The organism is Serratia bockelmannii (genome assembly GCF_008011855.1).
GTDB lineage: Bacteria > Pseudomonadota > Gammaproteobacteria > Enterobacterales > Enterobacteriaceae > Serratia > Serratia bockelmannii.
Map to the genome: position 1 here is coordinate 224,267 of NZ_VOUX01000003.1, position 15,749 is coordinate 240,015.

The 15,749-nt window shown below is 60.9% G+C and carries 12 protein-coding genes; 7 read left to right on the top strand and 5 right to left on the bottom strand.

All coding sequences use genetic code 11. From position 1 onward, the window contains the following. Positions 1-14: 14 nt before the first annotated feature. On the bottom strand, positions 15-596 hold the full coding sequence (locus FOT55_RS05620) for an NAD(P)H-dependent oxidoreductase (RefSeq protein WP_049204421.1): 582 nt from the start codon (positions 594-596) through the stop codon (positions 15-17). 325 nt (positions 597-921) lie between these two features. Here FOT55_RS05620 and parC point away from each other — a divergent pair, with 325 nt between their 5' ends. The 3 genes from parC to ftsP all read left to right on the top strand — a co-directional run bounded on the left by parC (position 922) and on the right by ftsP (position 5,724). After that, the gene (gene parC / locus FOT55_RS05625) at positions 922-3,195 is read left to right on the top strand and encodes a DNA topoisomerase IV subunit A (RefSeq protein ID WP_147823210.1); all 2,274 of its coding nucleotides are present in this window, start codon (positions 922-924) and stop codon (positions 3,193-3,195) included. Between the two features lie 246 nt (positions 3,196-3,441). Continuing rightward, on the top strand, positions 3,442-4,176 hold the full coding sequence (locus FOT55_RS05630; RefSeq protein WP_025304300.1) for a 1-acylglycerol-3-phosphate O-acyltransferase: 735 nt from the start codon (positions 3,442-3,444) through the stop codon (positions 4,174-4,176). A 132-nt stretch (positions 4,177-4,308) separates the two neighbouring features. Continuing rightward, positions 4,309-5,724 (top strand): cell division protein FtsP, encoded by a 1,416-nt coding sequence (gene ftsP / locus FOT55_RS05635; protein ID WP_147823211.1) that lies wholly within the window; start codon positions 4,309-4,311, stop codon positions 5,722-5,724. Positions 5,725-5,741: 17 nt separating this feature from the next. On the opposite strand, the gene FOT55_RS05640 is transcribed toward ftsP, so the two are convergent. Continuing rightward, positions 5,742-6,653 (bottom strand): LysR family transcriptional regulator, encoded by a 912-nt coding sequence (locus FOT55_RS05640; RefSeq protein WP_043142098.1) that lies wholly within the window; start codon positions 6,651-6,653, stop codon positions 5,742-5,744. 136 nt (positions 6,654-6,789) lie between these two features. Here FOT55_RS05640 and xapA point away from each other — a divergent pair, with 136 nt between their 5' ends. After that, positions 6,790-7,611 (top strand): xanthosine phosphorylase, encoded by an 822-nt coding sequence (xapA, locus tag FOT55_RS05645; protein ID WP_049204424.1) that lies wholly within the window; start codon positions 6,790-6,792, stop codon positions 7,609-7,611. An 81-nt stretch (positions 7,612-7,692) separates the two neighbouring features. Then, the gene (locus tag FOT55_RS05650) at positions 7,693-8,946 is read left to right on the top strand and encodes a nucleoside permease (protein WP_147823212.1); all 1,254 of its coding nucleotides are present in this window, start codon (positions 7,693-7,695) and stop codon (positions 8,944-8,946) included. A 34-nt stretch (positions 8,947-8,980) separates the two neighbouring features. Here the strand turns inward: FOT55_RS05650 and FOT55_RS05655 are convergent, their stop codons facing one another. After that, the gene (locus FOT55_RS05655) at positions 8,981-9,913 is read right to left on the bottom strand and encodes a PfkB family carbohydrate kinase (protein WP_147823213.1); all 933 of its coding nucleotides are present in this window, start codon (positions 9,911-9,913) and stop codon (positions 8,981-8,983) included. After that, on the bottom strand, positions 9,910-11,307 hold the full coding sequence (locus FOT55_RS05660) for a purine-cytosine permease family protein (RefSeq protein ID WP_147823214.1): 1,398 nt from the start codon (positions 11,305-11,307) through the stop codon (positions 9,910-9,912). The genes FOT55_RS05655 and FOT55_RS05660 overlap by 4 nt, the downstream gene beginning before the upstream one ends. 657 nt (positions 11,308-11,964) lie before the next feature. On the opposite strand from FOT55_RS05660, the gene FOT55_RS05665 reads away from it, so the two are divergent. Together FOT55_RS05665 and FOT55_RS05670 are read left to right on the top strand one after the other, a co-directional pair. Next, positions 11,965-12,699 (top strand): GntR family transcriptional regulator, encoded by a 735-nt coding sequence (locus tag FOT55_RS05665; protein WP_043142111.1) that lies wholly within the window; start codon positions 11,965-11,967, stop codon positions 12,697-12,699. A gap of 80 nt (positions 12,700-12,779) precedes the next feature. After that, positions 12,780-14,948 (top strand): YgiQ family radical SAM protein, encoded by a 2,169-nt coding sequence (locus tag FOT55_RS05670; protein ID WP_025304292.1) that lies wholly within the window; start codon positions 12,780-12,782, stop codon positions 14,946-14,948. A 63-nt stretch (positions 14,949-15,011) separates the two neighbouring features. On the opposite strand, the gene FOT55_RS05675 is transcribed toward FOT55_RS05670, so the two are convergent. Beyond that, complete coding sequence (locus FOT55_RS05675; protein WP_025304291.1) at positions 15,012-15,617, bottom strand: transglycosylase SLT domain-containing protein; 606 nt, start codon at positions 15,615-15,617, stop codon at positions 15,012-15,014. Positions 15,618-15,749 lie beyond the last annotated feature (132 nt).

Here is a 15,749-nt window from a genome sequence, read left to right on the forward strand (position 1 = left end):
ATGTTCTGCGCCAGTTAAGCAAAAATTTTCGCCAGATGCTCGCGATAACGCGTGATGTCGTCCGCGATATTCGGCTCTTTGATCACATTGTTGCAGATGAAGGTCGGCAGCGCTTCCATCCCCAGGAACTGGTTGGCCTTGTGGAAGTGCAGGTAAACGCCGTCGACGCCGACGCCGTGGAAGAACTGATCGGGATCGGTGAAGGCCTCCAGCGGGGCGTTCCAGGTCAGGCTCAGCAGGTATTTTTTGCCCTGGATCAGGCCGCCGGAGCCATATTTTTTGCTTTCGTCAGAACGAGAGCGGCCATCGTTGGCATACAGGCTACCGTGGCCGGCGGTGAACACTTCATCGATGTATTTTTTCAGGATCCAGGGTTCGCCCATCCACCAGCCCGGCATCTGATAGATGACCGCGTCGGCCCACAGGTATTTCTGTACTTCGGCTTCGATGTCATAGCCGTCGTCGACCACGGTGACCTGCACATCGTGCTGCAGATCGCGCAGGAAGCTTTCCGCCACGTCGCTCAGGGTTTGGTTGAGTTCGCCGTTGGAATGGCCGAATTGTTTTTTAGCGTTGATAATCAGGATATTGCTCATCTTTCGCGGCTCCCGTCAGAGTTAAGATATGGCATGCTTCCCGCCGAAAAGGCGGAAACCATCTCGCTGGTGACGAGTGTAATCGTTAGTCAGGCAAGTAAAAATGCGATCCGGCGCACAACAGTGTTGACTGCCAGTCAATAAAGAAGCCGCCAGGTAGCGAAATTTTGCATAAACCGCATCGCGGAATTGGCCGTCGCCGGCGATCCTTGCGCCAACTGTGACAGCTACCCCGCAGATGGGTTACTATCGCGGGCAGAATCGACAAGCGATGCCTTTTGTCGTCCAAGGGATTGCCAAGCCACGGTCTGAGGATAATTGAGTAATGAGTGATCTGACTCATGACGGTGTAGAGCGTTTACCGCTGCACACATTCACTGAAAACGCCTATCTGAACTATTCCATGTACGTCATCATGGATCGGGCGTTGCCGTACATTGGCGACGGTTTGAAGCCGGTACAACGCCGTATCATCTACGCCATGTCTGAGCTGGGGCTGAACAACAGCGCCAAATTCAAGAAATCCGCCCGTACCGTGGGCGACGTGCTGGGTAAATATCACCCGCACGGTGACAGCGCGTGTTATGAAGCCATGGTGCTGATGGCGCAGCCGTTCTCGTATCGCTATCCGCTGGTGGACGGCCAGGGGAACTGGGGGGCGCCGGACGATCCCAAGTCGTTCGCGGCGATGCGTTATACCGAATCGCGCCTGTCCAAATACGCCGAAGTCTTGCTGGCCGAACTGGGCCAGGGCACGGTCGACTGGATCCCGAACTTTGACGGCACGCTGCAAGAGCCGAAGATGCTGCCGGCGCGTCTGCCAAACATCCTGCTGAACGGCACCACCGGCATCGCGGTCGGCATGGCGACCGACATTCCGCCGCACAACGTGCGTGAAGTCGCCGCCGCGGCGGTGGCGCTGCTCGACAAACCGGGCGCCTCGCTCGATGATCTGCTCGAGTTCGTGCAGGGGCCGGACTTCCCGACCGAAGCCGAGATCATCACTCCGCGCGATGAGATTCGCAAAATTTACCAGAGTGGCCGCGGCTCGGTGCGCATGCGCGCCGTGTGGAAGAAAGAGGATGGCAGCGCGGTGATCACCGCCTTGCCGCATCAGGTTTCCGGCGCCAAGGTGCTGGAGCAGATCGCCAGCCAGATGCGCGCCAAGAAGCTGCCGATGGTCGAGGATCTGCGCGATGAATCCGACCACGAAAACCCGACGCGTCTGGTGATCGTGCCGCGTTCCAACCGCATCGATCTGGAGCAGGTGATGAATCACCTGTTCGCTACCACCGATCTGGAACGCAGCTACCGCATCAACATGAACATGATCGGTCTGGACAACCGCCCGCAGGTGAAAGGGCTGGTGGAGATCCTCACCGAATGGCTGGCCTACCGTCGCGATACGGTGCGCCGCCGCCTGAACTACCGCCTCGAGAAAGTGCTCAAGCGTCTGCATATCCTCGAAGGTTTGCTGGTGGCGTTCCTCAACATCGACGAGGTGATCCACATCATCCGCAGCGAGGATGAGCCGAAGCCGGTGCTGATGCAGCGTTTCGGCATCTCCGATACCCAGGCGGAAGCGATCCTCGAGCTGAAACTGCGTCACCTGGCCAAACTGGAAGAGGTCAAGATCCGCGGTGAGCAGGATGAGTTGGCGAAAGAGCGCGATCAGCTGCAGGCGCTGCTGGCGTCCGAGCGCAAGCTGAATACGCTGATCAAGAAAGAGATCCAGGCCGATGCGCAAACCTATGGCGACGATCGCCGTTCACCGCTGACCGAGCGTGCGGAAGCCAAGGCGATGAGCGAGCATGACTTCGTGCCGTCCGAGCCGGTGACCATTGTGCTGTCGGAAATGGGCTGGGTGCGCAGCGCCAAGGGCCACGATATCGATCCTGCCGGGTTGAGCTACAAGGCCGGCGACAGTTTCCGTGGTGCGGCACGCGGCAAGAGCAACCAGCCGGTGGTGTTCATCGATTCTACCGGGCGCAGCTATGCGCTCGATCCGATGACGCTGCCGTCGGCACGCGGGCAGGGCGAGCCGTTGACCGGCAAGCTGACACCGCCGCCGGGCGCCACCATTGAGCAGGTGCTGATGGCGGCCGACGATCAGAAGCTGCTGATGGCGTCCGACGCCGGTTACGGCTTCGTCTGTACCTTCAACGATCTGGTGGCGCGCAACCGCGCCGGCAAGGTGATGATCACGCTGCCGGACAACGCCAGAGCGCTGCCGCCGATGGAAATTCACGGCGCAGACGATATGCTGCTGTCGATCACCGCCGCCGGGCGCATGCTGATGTTCCCGGTCGCCGATCTGCCGCAGCTGTCGAAGGGCAAGGGCAATAAGATCGTCTCCATTCCGGCGGCGCAGGCCGCAACCGGTGAAGACAAGCTGGCCTGGCTGTTCGTGCTGCCGCCGCAGGCGTCCGTCACGTTGCACGTTGGCAAACGCAAGCTGACGCTGCGCTCGGAAGATCTGCAGAAGTTCCGCGCGGAGCGCGGCCGCAAGGGTACCCAGCTGCCGCGTGGCCTGCAGCGCATCGATCGCGTCGAAGTGGATGCGCCGGTGCGGGCGTCGGGTGGCGACAGCGAAGAGTAAGCGTTGGCGCTAGCGTTAACGGGCGGTCGCAGCATGCTGTGGCCGCCTTATTTATTTTTGCTGGCGTTTATTTTCCAAATAGTTAACATTTCTGCGCATAAAATTATTGTGCGTACTGCCGCCTGGCAGGAAAATAGCGAGAAATGCGGGCGACATGGGCGTGCTTATCGCCCGGCCGGCAAATAATGAGTAAAGGAATCTGCGCAGCGAAGTAAACTGCGTTGGCAGTGTGCTAATGAGGTTGTTATGTTATTGATTTTGCGTGCCGTTCTCGCCACTCTCTTCTGTATTCTGGTGTGTATTTTCGGTTCTATTTATTGCTTGTTCAGCCCGCGCAACCCCCGCCATGTGGCGACCTTCGGCCATCTTTTCGGCCGCCTGTCGACGCTGTTCGGCATCAAGGTTGAAACCCGCGTGCCGGCCGATGCGGCCAACAACGGCAAGTGCATCTATATCGCCAACCACCAAAATAACTACGACATGGTGACGGCTTCTAATATTGTGCAGCCGCGCACCGTGACCGTCGGTAAAAAAAGTCTGGTATGGATCCCGTTTTTCGGCCCGCTGTATTGGCTGACCGGTAATCTGCTGATAGATCGTGATAATCGCGCCAAGGCGCACGGCACCATCGCCCAGGTGGCGGAGCAGTTCAAAAAGAAAGACATTTCTATCTGGATGTTCCCGGAAGGAACCCGCAGCCGTGGCCGTGGGCTGATGCCGTTTAAAACCGGCGCGTTCCACGCGGCCATCGCCGCCGGCGTGCCGATTGTACCGATCTGTGTATCCACCACCAGCGGTAATATAAATCTTAATCGCTGGAATAACGGGCATGTGATCGTCGAGATGTTGGCGCCGGTGGATACCAGCAAATACGGCAAAGAAAACGTGCGCGAGCTGGCGGCCCATTGCCGCGAGCTGATGGAGGCGAAAATCGCCGAATTGGACGCTGAAGTCGCCCAGCGCAACGCCGCCAAAAAATAAGAGTCTACCGGCTTCAAAGAATACGTTTTTAATTGGCGTTCAGCGCCGTTAACGCCTGAACGCCTGCTAATCTTGATTGGCGGGCGTTTGGGTTTTGCACACGGTTTAGTTATTGCTTTTCATGGAGAAGATATGTCACTCAGTCGACGTCAGTTTTTACAGGCATCGGGCCTGGCGCTGTGCGCGGGCGCCGTGCCGCTGAGGGCTGAAGCGAGCGGAACGCAGACCCCGTTACCCATTCCTCCGCTGCTGGAGTCTCGCCGCGGTCAGCCGCTGTTCCTGACCTTGCAGCGCGCCCACTGGGCGTTTATGGATAACCGCAAAGCGGCGGTGTGGGGCATCAACGGCATGTACCTGGGGCCGACGGTGCGGGTTTACAGCGGTGACGACGTCAAACTGATTTACAGCAACCGTCTGCAGGAGCCGGTGGCGATGACCATCAGCGGTCTGCAGGTGCCGGGCACCCTGATGGGCGGCGCGCCGCGCATGATGTCGCCCAACGTTGACTGGTCGCCGGTGCTGCCCATCCGTCAGGCGGCGGCTACCTGCTGGTACCACGCCAACACCCCAAACCGTATGGCGCCGCACGTTTACAACGGGTTGGCCGGGCTGTGGCTGGTGGAGGATGCCGTCAGCAAAGCGCTGCCGCTGCCCAACCACTATGGCGTCGACGATTTCCCGTTGATCATTCAAGACAAACGCTTCGATAACTTCGGCACGCCACAATACGACGCGCCGTCGCAGGGCGGCTTCGTCGGCGATACGCTGTTGGTTAACGGCGTGCAAAACCCGTATGTCGACGTATCGCGCGGCTGGGTGCGTTTGCGCCTTCTAAATGCCTCCAACGCGCGGCGTTATACCCTGCAGCTCAGCGACGGGCGGCCGTTCAACGTGATCGCCAGCGATCAGGGCTTCTTGCTTGCGCCGGTCGCGGTGCAACAGCTTTCGCTGGCGCCGGGCGAACGCCGGGAAGTGCTGATCGACATGTCGAAGGGCGAGGAGGTGACCATCACCGCCGGTGAAGCGGCGGGCATCATGGATCGCCTGCGCGGCCTGTTCGAGCCGTCGAGCATTCTGGTGTCCACCCAGGTGCTGACGCTGCGCCCGACCGGCCTGCTGCCGCTGGTGACCGACAACCTGCCGATGCGCCTGCTGGCGGATCAGCTGTTGGACGGCAGCGCCAGCCGCACCCGCGATTTCCGCCTGGGCGACGGCGGCGCCGGCATCAACGGCGCGATTTGGGACATGAACCGCATCGACGTACAGGCACAGCAAGGCACCTGGGAACGTTGGAACATTCATGCGGATACGCCGCAGTCGTTCCATATTCAGGGCGTGCAGTTCCTGATCAAACGCGTCAACGGCGCGCAGCCGATGGCGGAAGATCGCGGCTGGAAGGACACCGTCTGGGTCGATGGCGACGTCGAGCTGTTGGTGTATTTCAACCAACCTACCTCCGAACACTTCCCGTTCCTGTATTACAGCCAGACGCTGGAGATGGCCGATCGCGGCACCGCCGGCCAGCTGATGGTGCAGCCGACAATGTAACCCGCTCTGCGGGCCGCTTAGGGCGCCCGCAGCATCTCCAGGAAGGCCTGCACCACCGGCGTGACGCTGTCTGCGCGGTAAACCGCGTACAGATCCGCCGGCGGCGCCTGTTGCAGCGAGCAAAAGCGTACGCCGGGCCACGGAATGCGGCCGTAGCTGTCCGGCAGCAGCGTAATGCCGCAGCCTTCCGCCACCAGCGCCAGCAGGGTTTGCGGCTCGTTAACCTGATAAGCGACGTCCGGCAAAAATCCCTGCTGCAGGCACAGATTGTGCAGATACAGCCCCAGGCTGGCCTCATGCGGCGGCAGCACGATGAAGCTATCGTTCTGCAGCGCCGCCAGCGGAATGTTTTCCTGCTGCGCCAGCGGATGATCAAGCGGCAGCACCACGGCGATGCTTTCGCTTGCCAACCGTTGGCAGGTCAACCCCGGCAGCGTCTGTTGCTGTGCCTCTCGCCAGACCCCGATGTCGATATGCCGCTTTTGCAGCGCGATGATTTGCTGGCTGGGCGTCAGCTCGTTCAACGACCAGGTGACGCCGGCGCTCCGCTCGCTGAATCGCCGCAGCGCCGCGATCAGCCCGCCCCAGGCCGAGGTGCCGACCATACCGACCACCATATGGCCGCCTTCGCCACGCCCCATCTGTTGCACCTGATGCAGCGCGCTGTCGGCCTGATCCAGCAGTCGCTCGACGTTGCGCAGCAGCGTGCGGCCGGCCGGCGTCAGCGTCATGGAGCGGGTGGTGCGTTTGAACAGCACCACCCCGAGTTGGCTTTCCAGATCCTTGATGTGCTTGCTGAGCGGCGGCTGTGACATATTCAGCCGTCGCGCCGCTTGGGTGAAGTTCATCTCTTCCGCCACCACGCGGAAATAATGCAGCAGGCGGAAGTTAATCCGGCCGGGATCGGGCAGGGCTTGGGGCGGGTTCATCCGGGGTAACGCCTCCTGTGACGCAGCTCAACTTATAGGTAAATGGAATAAATCGGCCGCCAAGAATGTATTGGTCTCGGCCGCGCCTCGCTCTCTACTATGGGGATTATTATCCCCCGCTGAAAGAGAGAATACGATGTTTAATCAAGAAGATGCTTTTACCTGCGCCGATGTCGTCCGCACCCGTTTGCCGGGCTTCCAGCCGAAAGCGGCCTTGATTCTCGGCTCCGGGCTCGGCGCTTTGGCGGAGGTGATGACCGAAACCGTCACCCTCGACTACGCGGAGCTGCCGGGTTTCCCGGTGAGCGGCGTCGCCGGCCACGCCGGGCAACTGGTCGCCGGCAAGCTGGAGGGCGTGCCGGTATTGTGCATGAAAGGGCGCGGTCATTTCTATGAAGGGCGCGGCATGCAGGTGATGACCACCGCAGTGCGCACCTTCAAACTGCTGGGCTGCGAATTCCTGCTGGCGACCAACGCCGCCGGTTCGCTGCGCCGCTCGGTGGCGCCGGGCAGCCTGGTGGCCATTACCGATCACATCAACTTCATGCCGGAATCGCCGCTGGTCGGCGCCAACGACGAGCGCTTCGGGCCGCGCTTCTTCAGTCTGGCGAACGCCTACGATCGCGATCTGCGCGCCCAACTGGCGGCGGTGGCCGAAAGCGCGGGCATCCCGCTGGCGGAAGGGGTATTCGCCGCCTACACCGGGCCGAATTTCGAAACGCCGGCGGAGATCCGCATGATGCAGACCCTGGGCTGCGACGTGGTGGGCATGTCGATCGTGCCGGAAGTCCTGGCGGCGCGCCACTGCGGTCTCAAGGTGTTGGTGGTGTCCGCGATGACCAACTACGCCGAAGGGTTGTCGGACACGCCGCTCTCCCATGAACAAACGCTCAGCTGCGCGGCGCTGGCGGCGGACGATTTCATGCGCCTTATCCGCGAGCTGTTCAAAACGCTGTAAGACCGCAAGCAAACCGGCGGCGGGCTGCAGGGGGCCTGCTGCACCAATCATCGTTGAAAACATAATAACAAGGTGATGGCGATGGCGATAAAAACACGATTAAAAATCATGATTTTCCTGCAGTTCTTTATTTGGGGCGCCTGGCTGGTGACGCTGGGCTCCTACATGATCAACACGCTGCATTTCAGCGGTATGCAGGTGGGAATGGTTTACAGCGCCAAGGGTATCGCCGCGCTGATCATGCCGGGGCTGGCGGGCATCATCGCCGATCGATGGATGAAGGCCAACTACCTGTATGCGCTTTGCCACCTGTTCGGGGCGCTGGCGCTGTACTGCGCGGCGCAGGTCGAGCAACCGATGCTGATGTTCTGGGTGATGCTGTTCAACGCCATGGTTTATATGCCGACCATCGCGCTCTCCAACGCCATTTCCTATTTTTGCCTGGAGAAGCACGGCTTTGACACGGTGAAGGACTTTCCGCCGGTGCGGGTGTACGGCACGGTGGGATTCATTCTGGCAATGTGGCTGGTCGGCTTTAGCCAAATCGAGCTCAGCAATCTGCAGCTGTATCTGGCTTCTGCGGCGTCGCTGCTGCTGTCCGCCTATTCGCTGACGCTGCCGCGCTGCCCGACCAACCGCGCGGCCGAGTCGAAGAGCTGGGTGAGCGTGCTGGGGCTGGATGCGCTGGTGTTGTTCCGCCAGCGGCGCATGGCGCTGTTTTTCCTGTTCGCCATGTTGCTTGGCGCGGCGCTGCAAATAACCAATACTTTCGGCAACCCGTTCCTGCACGATCTGTCGCTCAATCCGCTGTATCAGGACAGCCTCAGCGTCAGGTATCCAGCGGTGCTGCTGTCGCTGTCGCAGATCTCCGAAGTGTTCTTTATCCTCACCATTCCCTTCTTCCTGCGCCGTTACGGCATCAAGCAGGTGATGTTGATCAGCATGGCGGCCTGGACACTGCGTTTCCTGTTTCTGGCTTACGGCACGCCGGTCGGCTTTGGTTTCGTGCTGCTGCTGCTGTCGATGATCGTCTACGGCTGCGCCTTCGACTTCTTTAATATCTCCGGCGCCATCTTCGTTGAGAAAGAGGCCGACCACCGCATCCGCGCCAGTGCGCAGGGGCTGTTCATGACCATGGTCAACGGCCTGGGCGCCTATGTAGGTGCGCTCGCCAGCGGCGAAGTGGTGGATTTCTTCAGCCATGACGGCGTGAAAGACTGGCAGAGCATCTGGCTGGTGTTTGCGCTGTATACGCTGGTGCTGGGGATTGTGTTCGCGTTGAGCTTCAACTATCGCCACTCGCCGCAGGAGAGTGCGGCGGCGGCGGCGCAGTAAGGCTGAGGGCGCTGGATGGCGGCGCCTTGAAACGTCAGGCCTGCGGGAAGCGCTGTTGCAGTTGGGGCCGGTCCGGCGGATTGGCGGCGCCGAGGCTGGCCACCACGCAGGCGGCGACCCGGTTGGCCAGATCGACCGCCTGCGGCAGCGGCCAGCCGGCGGACAGGCCCGCCAGTAAACCGGCGCAGTGGGCATCGCCCGCGCCGATGGTATCGATGACGTCTACCGGATAGGCGGGAACGTGCAGCGGCGGTGTGCGGCCGTCACAGATCCACGCGCCGTCGCGATCCAGGCGGCAGATCAGCGTCATGTTACGGGCGGCGGCATAGCGTTGCGCGGCCTCCACGGCGTCGCCTGCGCCGCACAGCGCGGCCACTTCGTCGCGGTTGAGCGTCAGCAGGGTGTGGCTGTCGCTGAGCATGGCGAAGAAATCTTCGCTGAGCTGGGCGATGCGCGGGCCGGGATCGATCAGACGCGGTTGGTCGAACGGCATGCGCGTCAGCCACTCGCGCAGCGCTTCGCCGTTTTCGCCCGCCAGCTCGTAGCCGCTGGCGTAGATCAGGGTGTGTTCCGTCAGCGGCAGCGTGGCCAGCTGCGCTTTATTCCATTGGCTTTCGCAACCGGAAACCGTGATGAAGGTGCGTTCGCCGTTCGGCTCCACCAGCGCCAGGCACCAGCCATTGTCCATCTGGCCATGGCGCAACAGCACCTCCAGCCCCAGTTCGCCCATGGCGGCTTCGACAGCCGCGCCCCATTCGCCGTTGCCAACCGGCATGCCGTTGATCACCGGCACTTCAAGGCGCGTCAGCGCGCGCGCCACGTTGAACGCGCAACCGCCGATTTGCCGCGCCTGCGGCTGGGCTTCGATATCTTCGCCGCTGGTCGGCAGGCGGGGCAGCGTCATCACCAGATCGCCGACCGCGCCCCCAATCACCAGGACAGGTGTTACAGCTTCCCACTCACTCATTGATGTTCTCTGCGTTGGGTCAGGTACAGACCGTAAGCGATCAGACTCACCGCAAACGACACAAACAGCCCCAGGCTGGAATCGGCAAACAAGCCTTTGGCCAGCGGGCCGTCGATAAAACCAGTTTTAGTGACCAGCAGGCCGCACAGGGCGCCGAGGAACCAGCAAAACAGCGGGGCTTTGCGCACGCCGCGGTTCTGGCCATGCAGGCCGTACAAAGCGTTGCCATCATACCCGTGGCGACGGCGCAGGCACAGGTAATCGAGCAGGAAAATCGCCTCCCAGGCCGCCAGGAACACCCCGCAGAACACCAGGAAGGAGATGAACGGCCCCATAAAGTCGCCGGAGATGAACAGCACATACAGGGCGATGCCCAGCACCACGACCGCGTCGATCGATACCGCCAACCACTGTTTGACCTGCACGCCGATGGTCAGCAGATTAAGGCTGGCGGAATACAGGCTGAGCACCGCGATGGTGACGATGCCGGCGGTGGCGGCCAGCAGATAAGGGATCGCCATCCAGGCGGGCAGCACCGAGCCAATCAGCGCGATGGGGTTGGCGGCGCTGGCCAGATCGGGTAGCTGCACGGAAAGCAGAATGCCGGCCAGCATCAGCAGCATCAGCGGCAAACAGGCACCGCCCATCACCGCGGCGAAAATGCCTTTGCTCGACGAGCTCGGGCTTTGATAGCGGCTGTAATCGGCGCCGGCGATTGCCCAGCTGATGCCGGTGCCGGCGGCGATCACCGATACCGCCGGCAGGAAGCCGGTCAACCAGCTGCCGGAAGGCAGCGCCAACACCTGGCTCCACTCGGTGTTGAACAGGATATAGAGCACCACGATCAGCGTCATGGTGCCGAAGATGCGGCTGAACCAGCTTTGCATCCAGACCACGGTATTTTGCCCCAGCAGGCTGACGACGACAGTGAGCCCGCCGAACAGCAGCAGGCTGAGCGCGGTCAGCAGGTGACTGCTCCCCAGTCCGAAGGCCTCGAACAGCGCCGCCAGCGTCAGGGTGCCGGTGATCACGTTGACCGCTTCCCAGCCCATCAGATTGATCCAACTGAACAGGGTGGGCGCCACGTTGCCCTTCAGCCCGAAAATCACTCGCGACAGCGTCAGCGTAGAGGTGCGCCCGCGCTTGCCGGCGAAGCTGGTGAGGCCGACCAGCACGAAGCTGGCGACGCCGACCAGCGCGGCGAGTACCGATTGCAGAAAGGATAAGCCGAAGCCGACGATGATGGCGCCGTACACCACGCCGAGGATGCCGATATTGGCCGCCGACCAGATCCAAAACAGCTCGATGGGCTTGCCGGTCTGCTCCGCGTCCGGCACCCGGTCGATACCGGTGCTTTCTACCTTCCATGCTTCATTGCGATTGATATCGGTCATAGCAAATGATCCCTGTTGCGCAGGGCCGCGAGGGCCGCCGCAGTTGACTGAAAATCGATTCCGTTGGCGCGGTTGAGGCCGGCTATCCCGTTGTTGGGGGACGACGCCGATTCCGCGCAGTGTGTAGCGGCTGAGACCGCCAGGTCTGTCAAAATGAGGGCGGTATCCGCCTTATCGGGTGAGGCACGTCGGCCGCACGGCGCCAATGAGTGTAGCCAAAGAGTGGGTCTGCAGCGGGGGTTGGCGAAGCGGGTACGTTTCTATTTGCCGACATCAGTCCGGTTCGCTCACGCGATAGGATCCTGTGACGCGGCTATGAGCCGTGAGCAAGCTATCCATTAGCTCCGTTGCTTATTATCGGCCGTTTGTGCTGGCAGTATATGCCCGCTGCCGGCCATCAAGGGTATCCTTTAGGGCTGGCAGCGGGTTTTTTATTGTTTTTAAAGTGGGTCCCTGGTGTTGGTGCTATTGATGTATCAACATCAATAAGCACAGATTACGCGCGATCTAGATCCAATGAAAGTCCATTAGGCAAAAATTGTGATGCCACTCTGAAAACATTAGCGATATTTTAGTTAAGGTGAGGGGCCTATCGCTGGACAGGCGATAGGATAAAAATGAAATTCAGACAAATGGCATAAGCAGGAGGGCGGGCGAATGACGGATTTTATGGCCTGGCTGCGTGGCCATCTGGCGCAGGGGGCGGTAGCGCCGCGTTATATTCAGCTGGCGACGGCGATAGAAACTGCAATCAGGCAGCAGGTGTTGGCGGCGGAGGCGTTTTTGCCGCCGGAACGGCAGATGGCGGAAGGCCTGGCGCTGTCGCGCGTCACCGTCAGCAAGGCGATGAAGCTGCTGGAGGAGAAGGGGCTGATTTCGCGGCAGCAGGGCGTTGGTACCCGCGTGGCGATGCACATTGGTTATTCCCTCGATAAGGACAGCGGTTTCACCGCTCAGGCGCTGCGCCACGGCAGCCGCGTCAGCAATCGATGGCTGCTGCGCACCCGGGTCGGCGCGCCGGCCAAGGCCGCGGCGGCGCTGGGGCTGGCGGAGGGAGACGAGGTGATTAAACTGCGGCGGTTGCGCTTGCTGAACGGCAGCCCGGTCTCGCTGGAAACTACCTATATACCGCCGCGCTTCCTGCCAGAACCGGGGCAACTGGAACATTCGCTGTATGCGCTATGGCAATCGCGCGGCATCGTGCCTGAAGATAAACACTTTCTGTTGAAGGCGGTATCCTGCAGCGACGAGGTCGCCGAACTGCTCAACGTACCGTGCGGCGCGCCGTTGTTGCACATCATCCAGACCAGCCGCAACGCCCGGGGCGAGGCATTGGAGTACAGTGATATCTTGTGCCGCAGCGATGTTTATGAATTCGAGGTGAATGGTTAGCGAAATAACCATGCTCTTTTTGTCACTAGTGCGTATAATCGCCGCCCGGCGATTAATTAACCTGTAAAAAGAGCGGCAGAATGAGCACCACCAGCCTGATCCAACCCGATCGTGAACTGTTTTCCTATAAGCCTTATTGGGCGGAATGTTATGGCACCGCGCCGTTTTTACCGATGTCGCGAGCCGAGATGGATCAACTGGGCTGGGACAGCTGCGACGTGATCATCATCAGCGGCGACGCCTATGTCGACCACCCGAGCTTCGGCATGGCGATCATCGGCCGCATGCTGGAAGCGCAGGGCTTCCGCGTCGGCATCATCGCGCAGCCGGACTGGAGCAACAAAGAAGACTTCATGCGGTTGGGGAAACCGAACCTGTTCTTCGGCATCACCGCCGGCAACATGGACTCGATGATCAACCGCTATACCGCCGATCGCAAACTGCGCCACGACGATGCTTACACCGCCGGCAACGTCGGCGGCAAACGCCCGGATCGCGCTACCCTGGTCTACAGCCAGCGCTGCAAAGAAGCCTATAAAGACGTGCCGATCGTGTTGGGCGGCATCGAAGCCAGCCTGCGCCGCATCGCCCACTACGATTATTGGTCGGATACCGTGCGCCGTTCGGTGCTGGTGGACTCCAAAGCCGACATGCTGATCTACGGCAACGGCGAACGCCCGCTGGTGGAAGTGGCGCACCGTCTGGCCGCCGGCGAGAAAATCGGCGATATCCACGATATTCGCAATACCGCGGTGATGCGCAAAGAAGCGCTTCCGGGCTGGAGCGGCGTGGATTCCACCCGCCTCGACAAGCCGGGCCGCATCGAACCTATCCCGAACCCGTACGGCGAGGATCTGCCGTGCGCCGACGGCGCCAAACCGAAAGAGCCGGAAGCCAAGCCTGTCACGGTGCGCGCCGCCAAGCCGAAGCCGTGGGAGAAGACCTACGTGCTGCTGCCGTCCTTCGAGAAAGTGAAGGGCGACAAGGTGCTGTATGCGCACACCTCGCGCATTTTGCACCATGAAACCAACCCAGGCTGCGCCCGCGCGCTGATGCAGAAACACGGTGACCGCTACGTGTGGATCAACCCGCCGGCGATCCCGCTGACCACGCCGGAGATGGACAGCGTCTTTGCCCTGCCTTATCAGCGTGTGCCGCACCCGTCCTATGGCCAGGATCGCATTCCGGCCTATGACATGATCCGTTTCTCGGTGAACATCATGCGCGGTTGCTACGGCGGCTGTTCGTTCTGTTCGATCACCGAGCATGAAGGGCGCATCATCCAGAGCCGTTCGGAAGATTCGATCGTTCGCGAAATCGAAGAGATCCGCGACAAGGTGCCGGGCTTTACCGGCGTGATCTCCGATCTGGGCGGCCCGACCGCCAACATGTACATGCTGCGCTGCACTAACCCGCGCGCCGAGCAGACCTGCCGCCGCGCCTCGTGCGTGTATCCGGAGATCTGCACTTATATGGACACTAACCACGAGCCGACCATCAAGCTTTACCGCCGCGCGCGTTCGCTGGAGGGCATCAAGAAGATCCTGATCGCCTCCGGGGTACGTTACGATCTGGCGGTGGAAGATCCGCGCTATATCAAGGAACTGGCGACCCACCACGTCGGCGGCTACCTGAAGATCGCGCCGGAGCACACCGAAGAAGGCCCGCTGTCGAAAATGATGAAACCGGGCATGGGCAGCTACGATCGCTTCAAACAGCTGTTTGATCACTATTCGAAGCAGGCGGGCAAAGAGCAGTACCTGATCCCGTACTTCATCTCGTCGCACCCGGGCACCCGCGATGAAGACATGGTGAACCTGGCGCTGTGGCTGAAGAAGAACCGTTTCCGCCTCGATCAGGTGCAGAACTTCTATCCTTCGCCGATGGCCAACTCCACCACCATGTATTACAGCGGCAAAAACCCGCTGAGCAAGGTGGGGTACAAGAGCGAAGACGTGGTGGTGCCGCGCGGCGAGCGCCAGCGTCGCCTGCATAAGGCGCTGCTGCGTTACCACGATCCGGCCAACTGGGCGCTGATCCGCACCGCGCTGGAAGAGATGGGGCTGAAGCACCTGATCGGCAGCCGCCGCGAGTGTCTGGTGCCGGCGCCGAGCATCGACGAGCAGCGCGAGGCGAAACGGCTGCAGCGCCACACCCGGCCGGCGCTGACCAAACATACCGATATTAATCGGCAGCGCACGCCGTCCAACCGGCCGCCGCGCAAGCCGATTCGCAAGGCCAAGCCGTAACGACCACGCCGCGTGCGCAAACAAAAAGGAGAACCCGGGGGTTCTCCTTTTTACTTTAGCTAATTACAACCGTTCGTAAGCGGCTTCCACTTTCATCAAATGGCGCGGCGCCTGCGGTGCGGGATGGTATTTGCGCACGTGCCAGTTAAAGGCTTCTGGCGACAGGTTGTTGATCATCGCGATCGCCTGCTGGCGGTTACTGGAGAAGGTGCGCAGCAGCGCGCCGGTGCCGTTGACGTAGGCGATGATGGTGGCGTAGCGCAGCGTGACGGGATTGGCGATCCCTTTAAGCTGTTGTTTTTGCAAGGTGGCCAGATAGGCGGCGCCGAGATCGATATTGGTGTCGGGATCCCGCAGGTCATCGTCGTCCGGGCAGCCGCGTTTGCCTTTGTAGCGGTAGGCATCGCAGCCGGCGGTATCGGCTTTCAGCTGCATCAGGCCGATCGCATTGGATCTGCTCACTGCGGAAGGGTTGAAGCCGGACTCCACCTGGATCATGGCGGTGATCAGCTTGGCGTCCACGCCGTATTCGCTGGCGGCGTCTTTGATGGCGCTATCGAAGGCGTGGCGATCGTAGCTGACGCGCTGTTTCTTGCCGGCGCAACCCGCCAGCACCAGCATGATGCAAAGCATGCCCAGCCGTGACCCGTGTGAGAAAGAGAATTTCATGGTGCTCCGTGCTTGTCTGTTTTTTAACGGCGTTAACCGGTGGCCGGAGCCTCCGGCGTCGTCATCATAACGTCAGGCGGCGCAAAGGAGCAATGTGTGGGAAGGAAAAGCCCCCTCCGGCGGGAGAGGGCT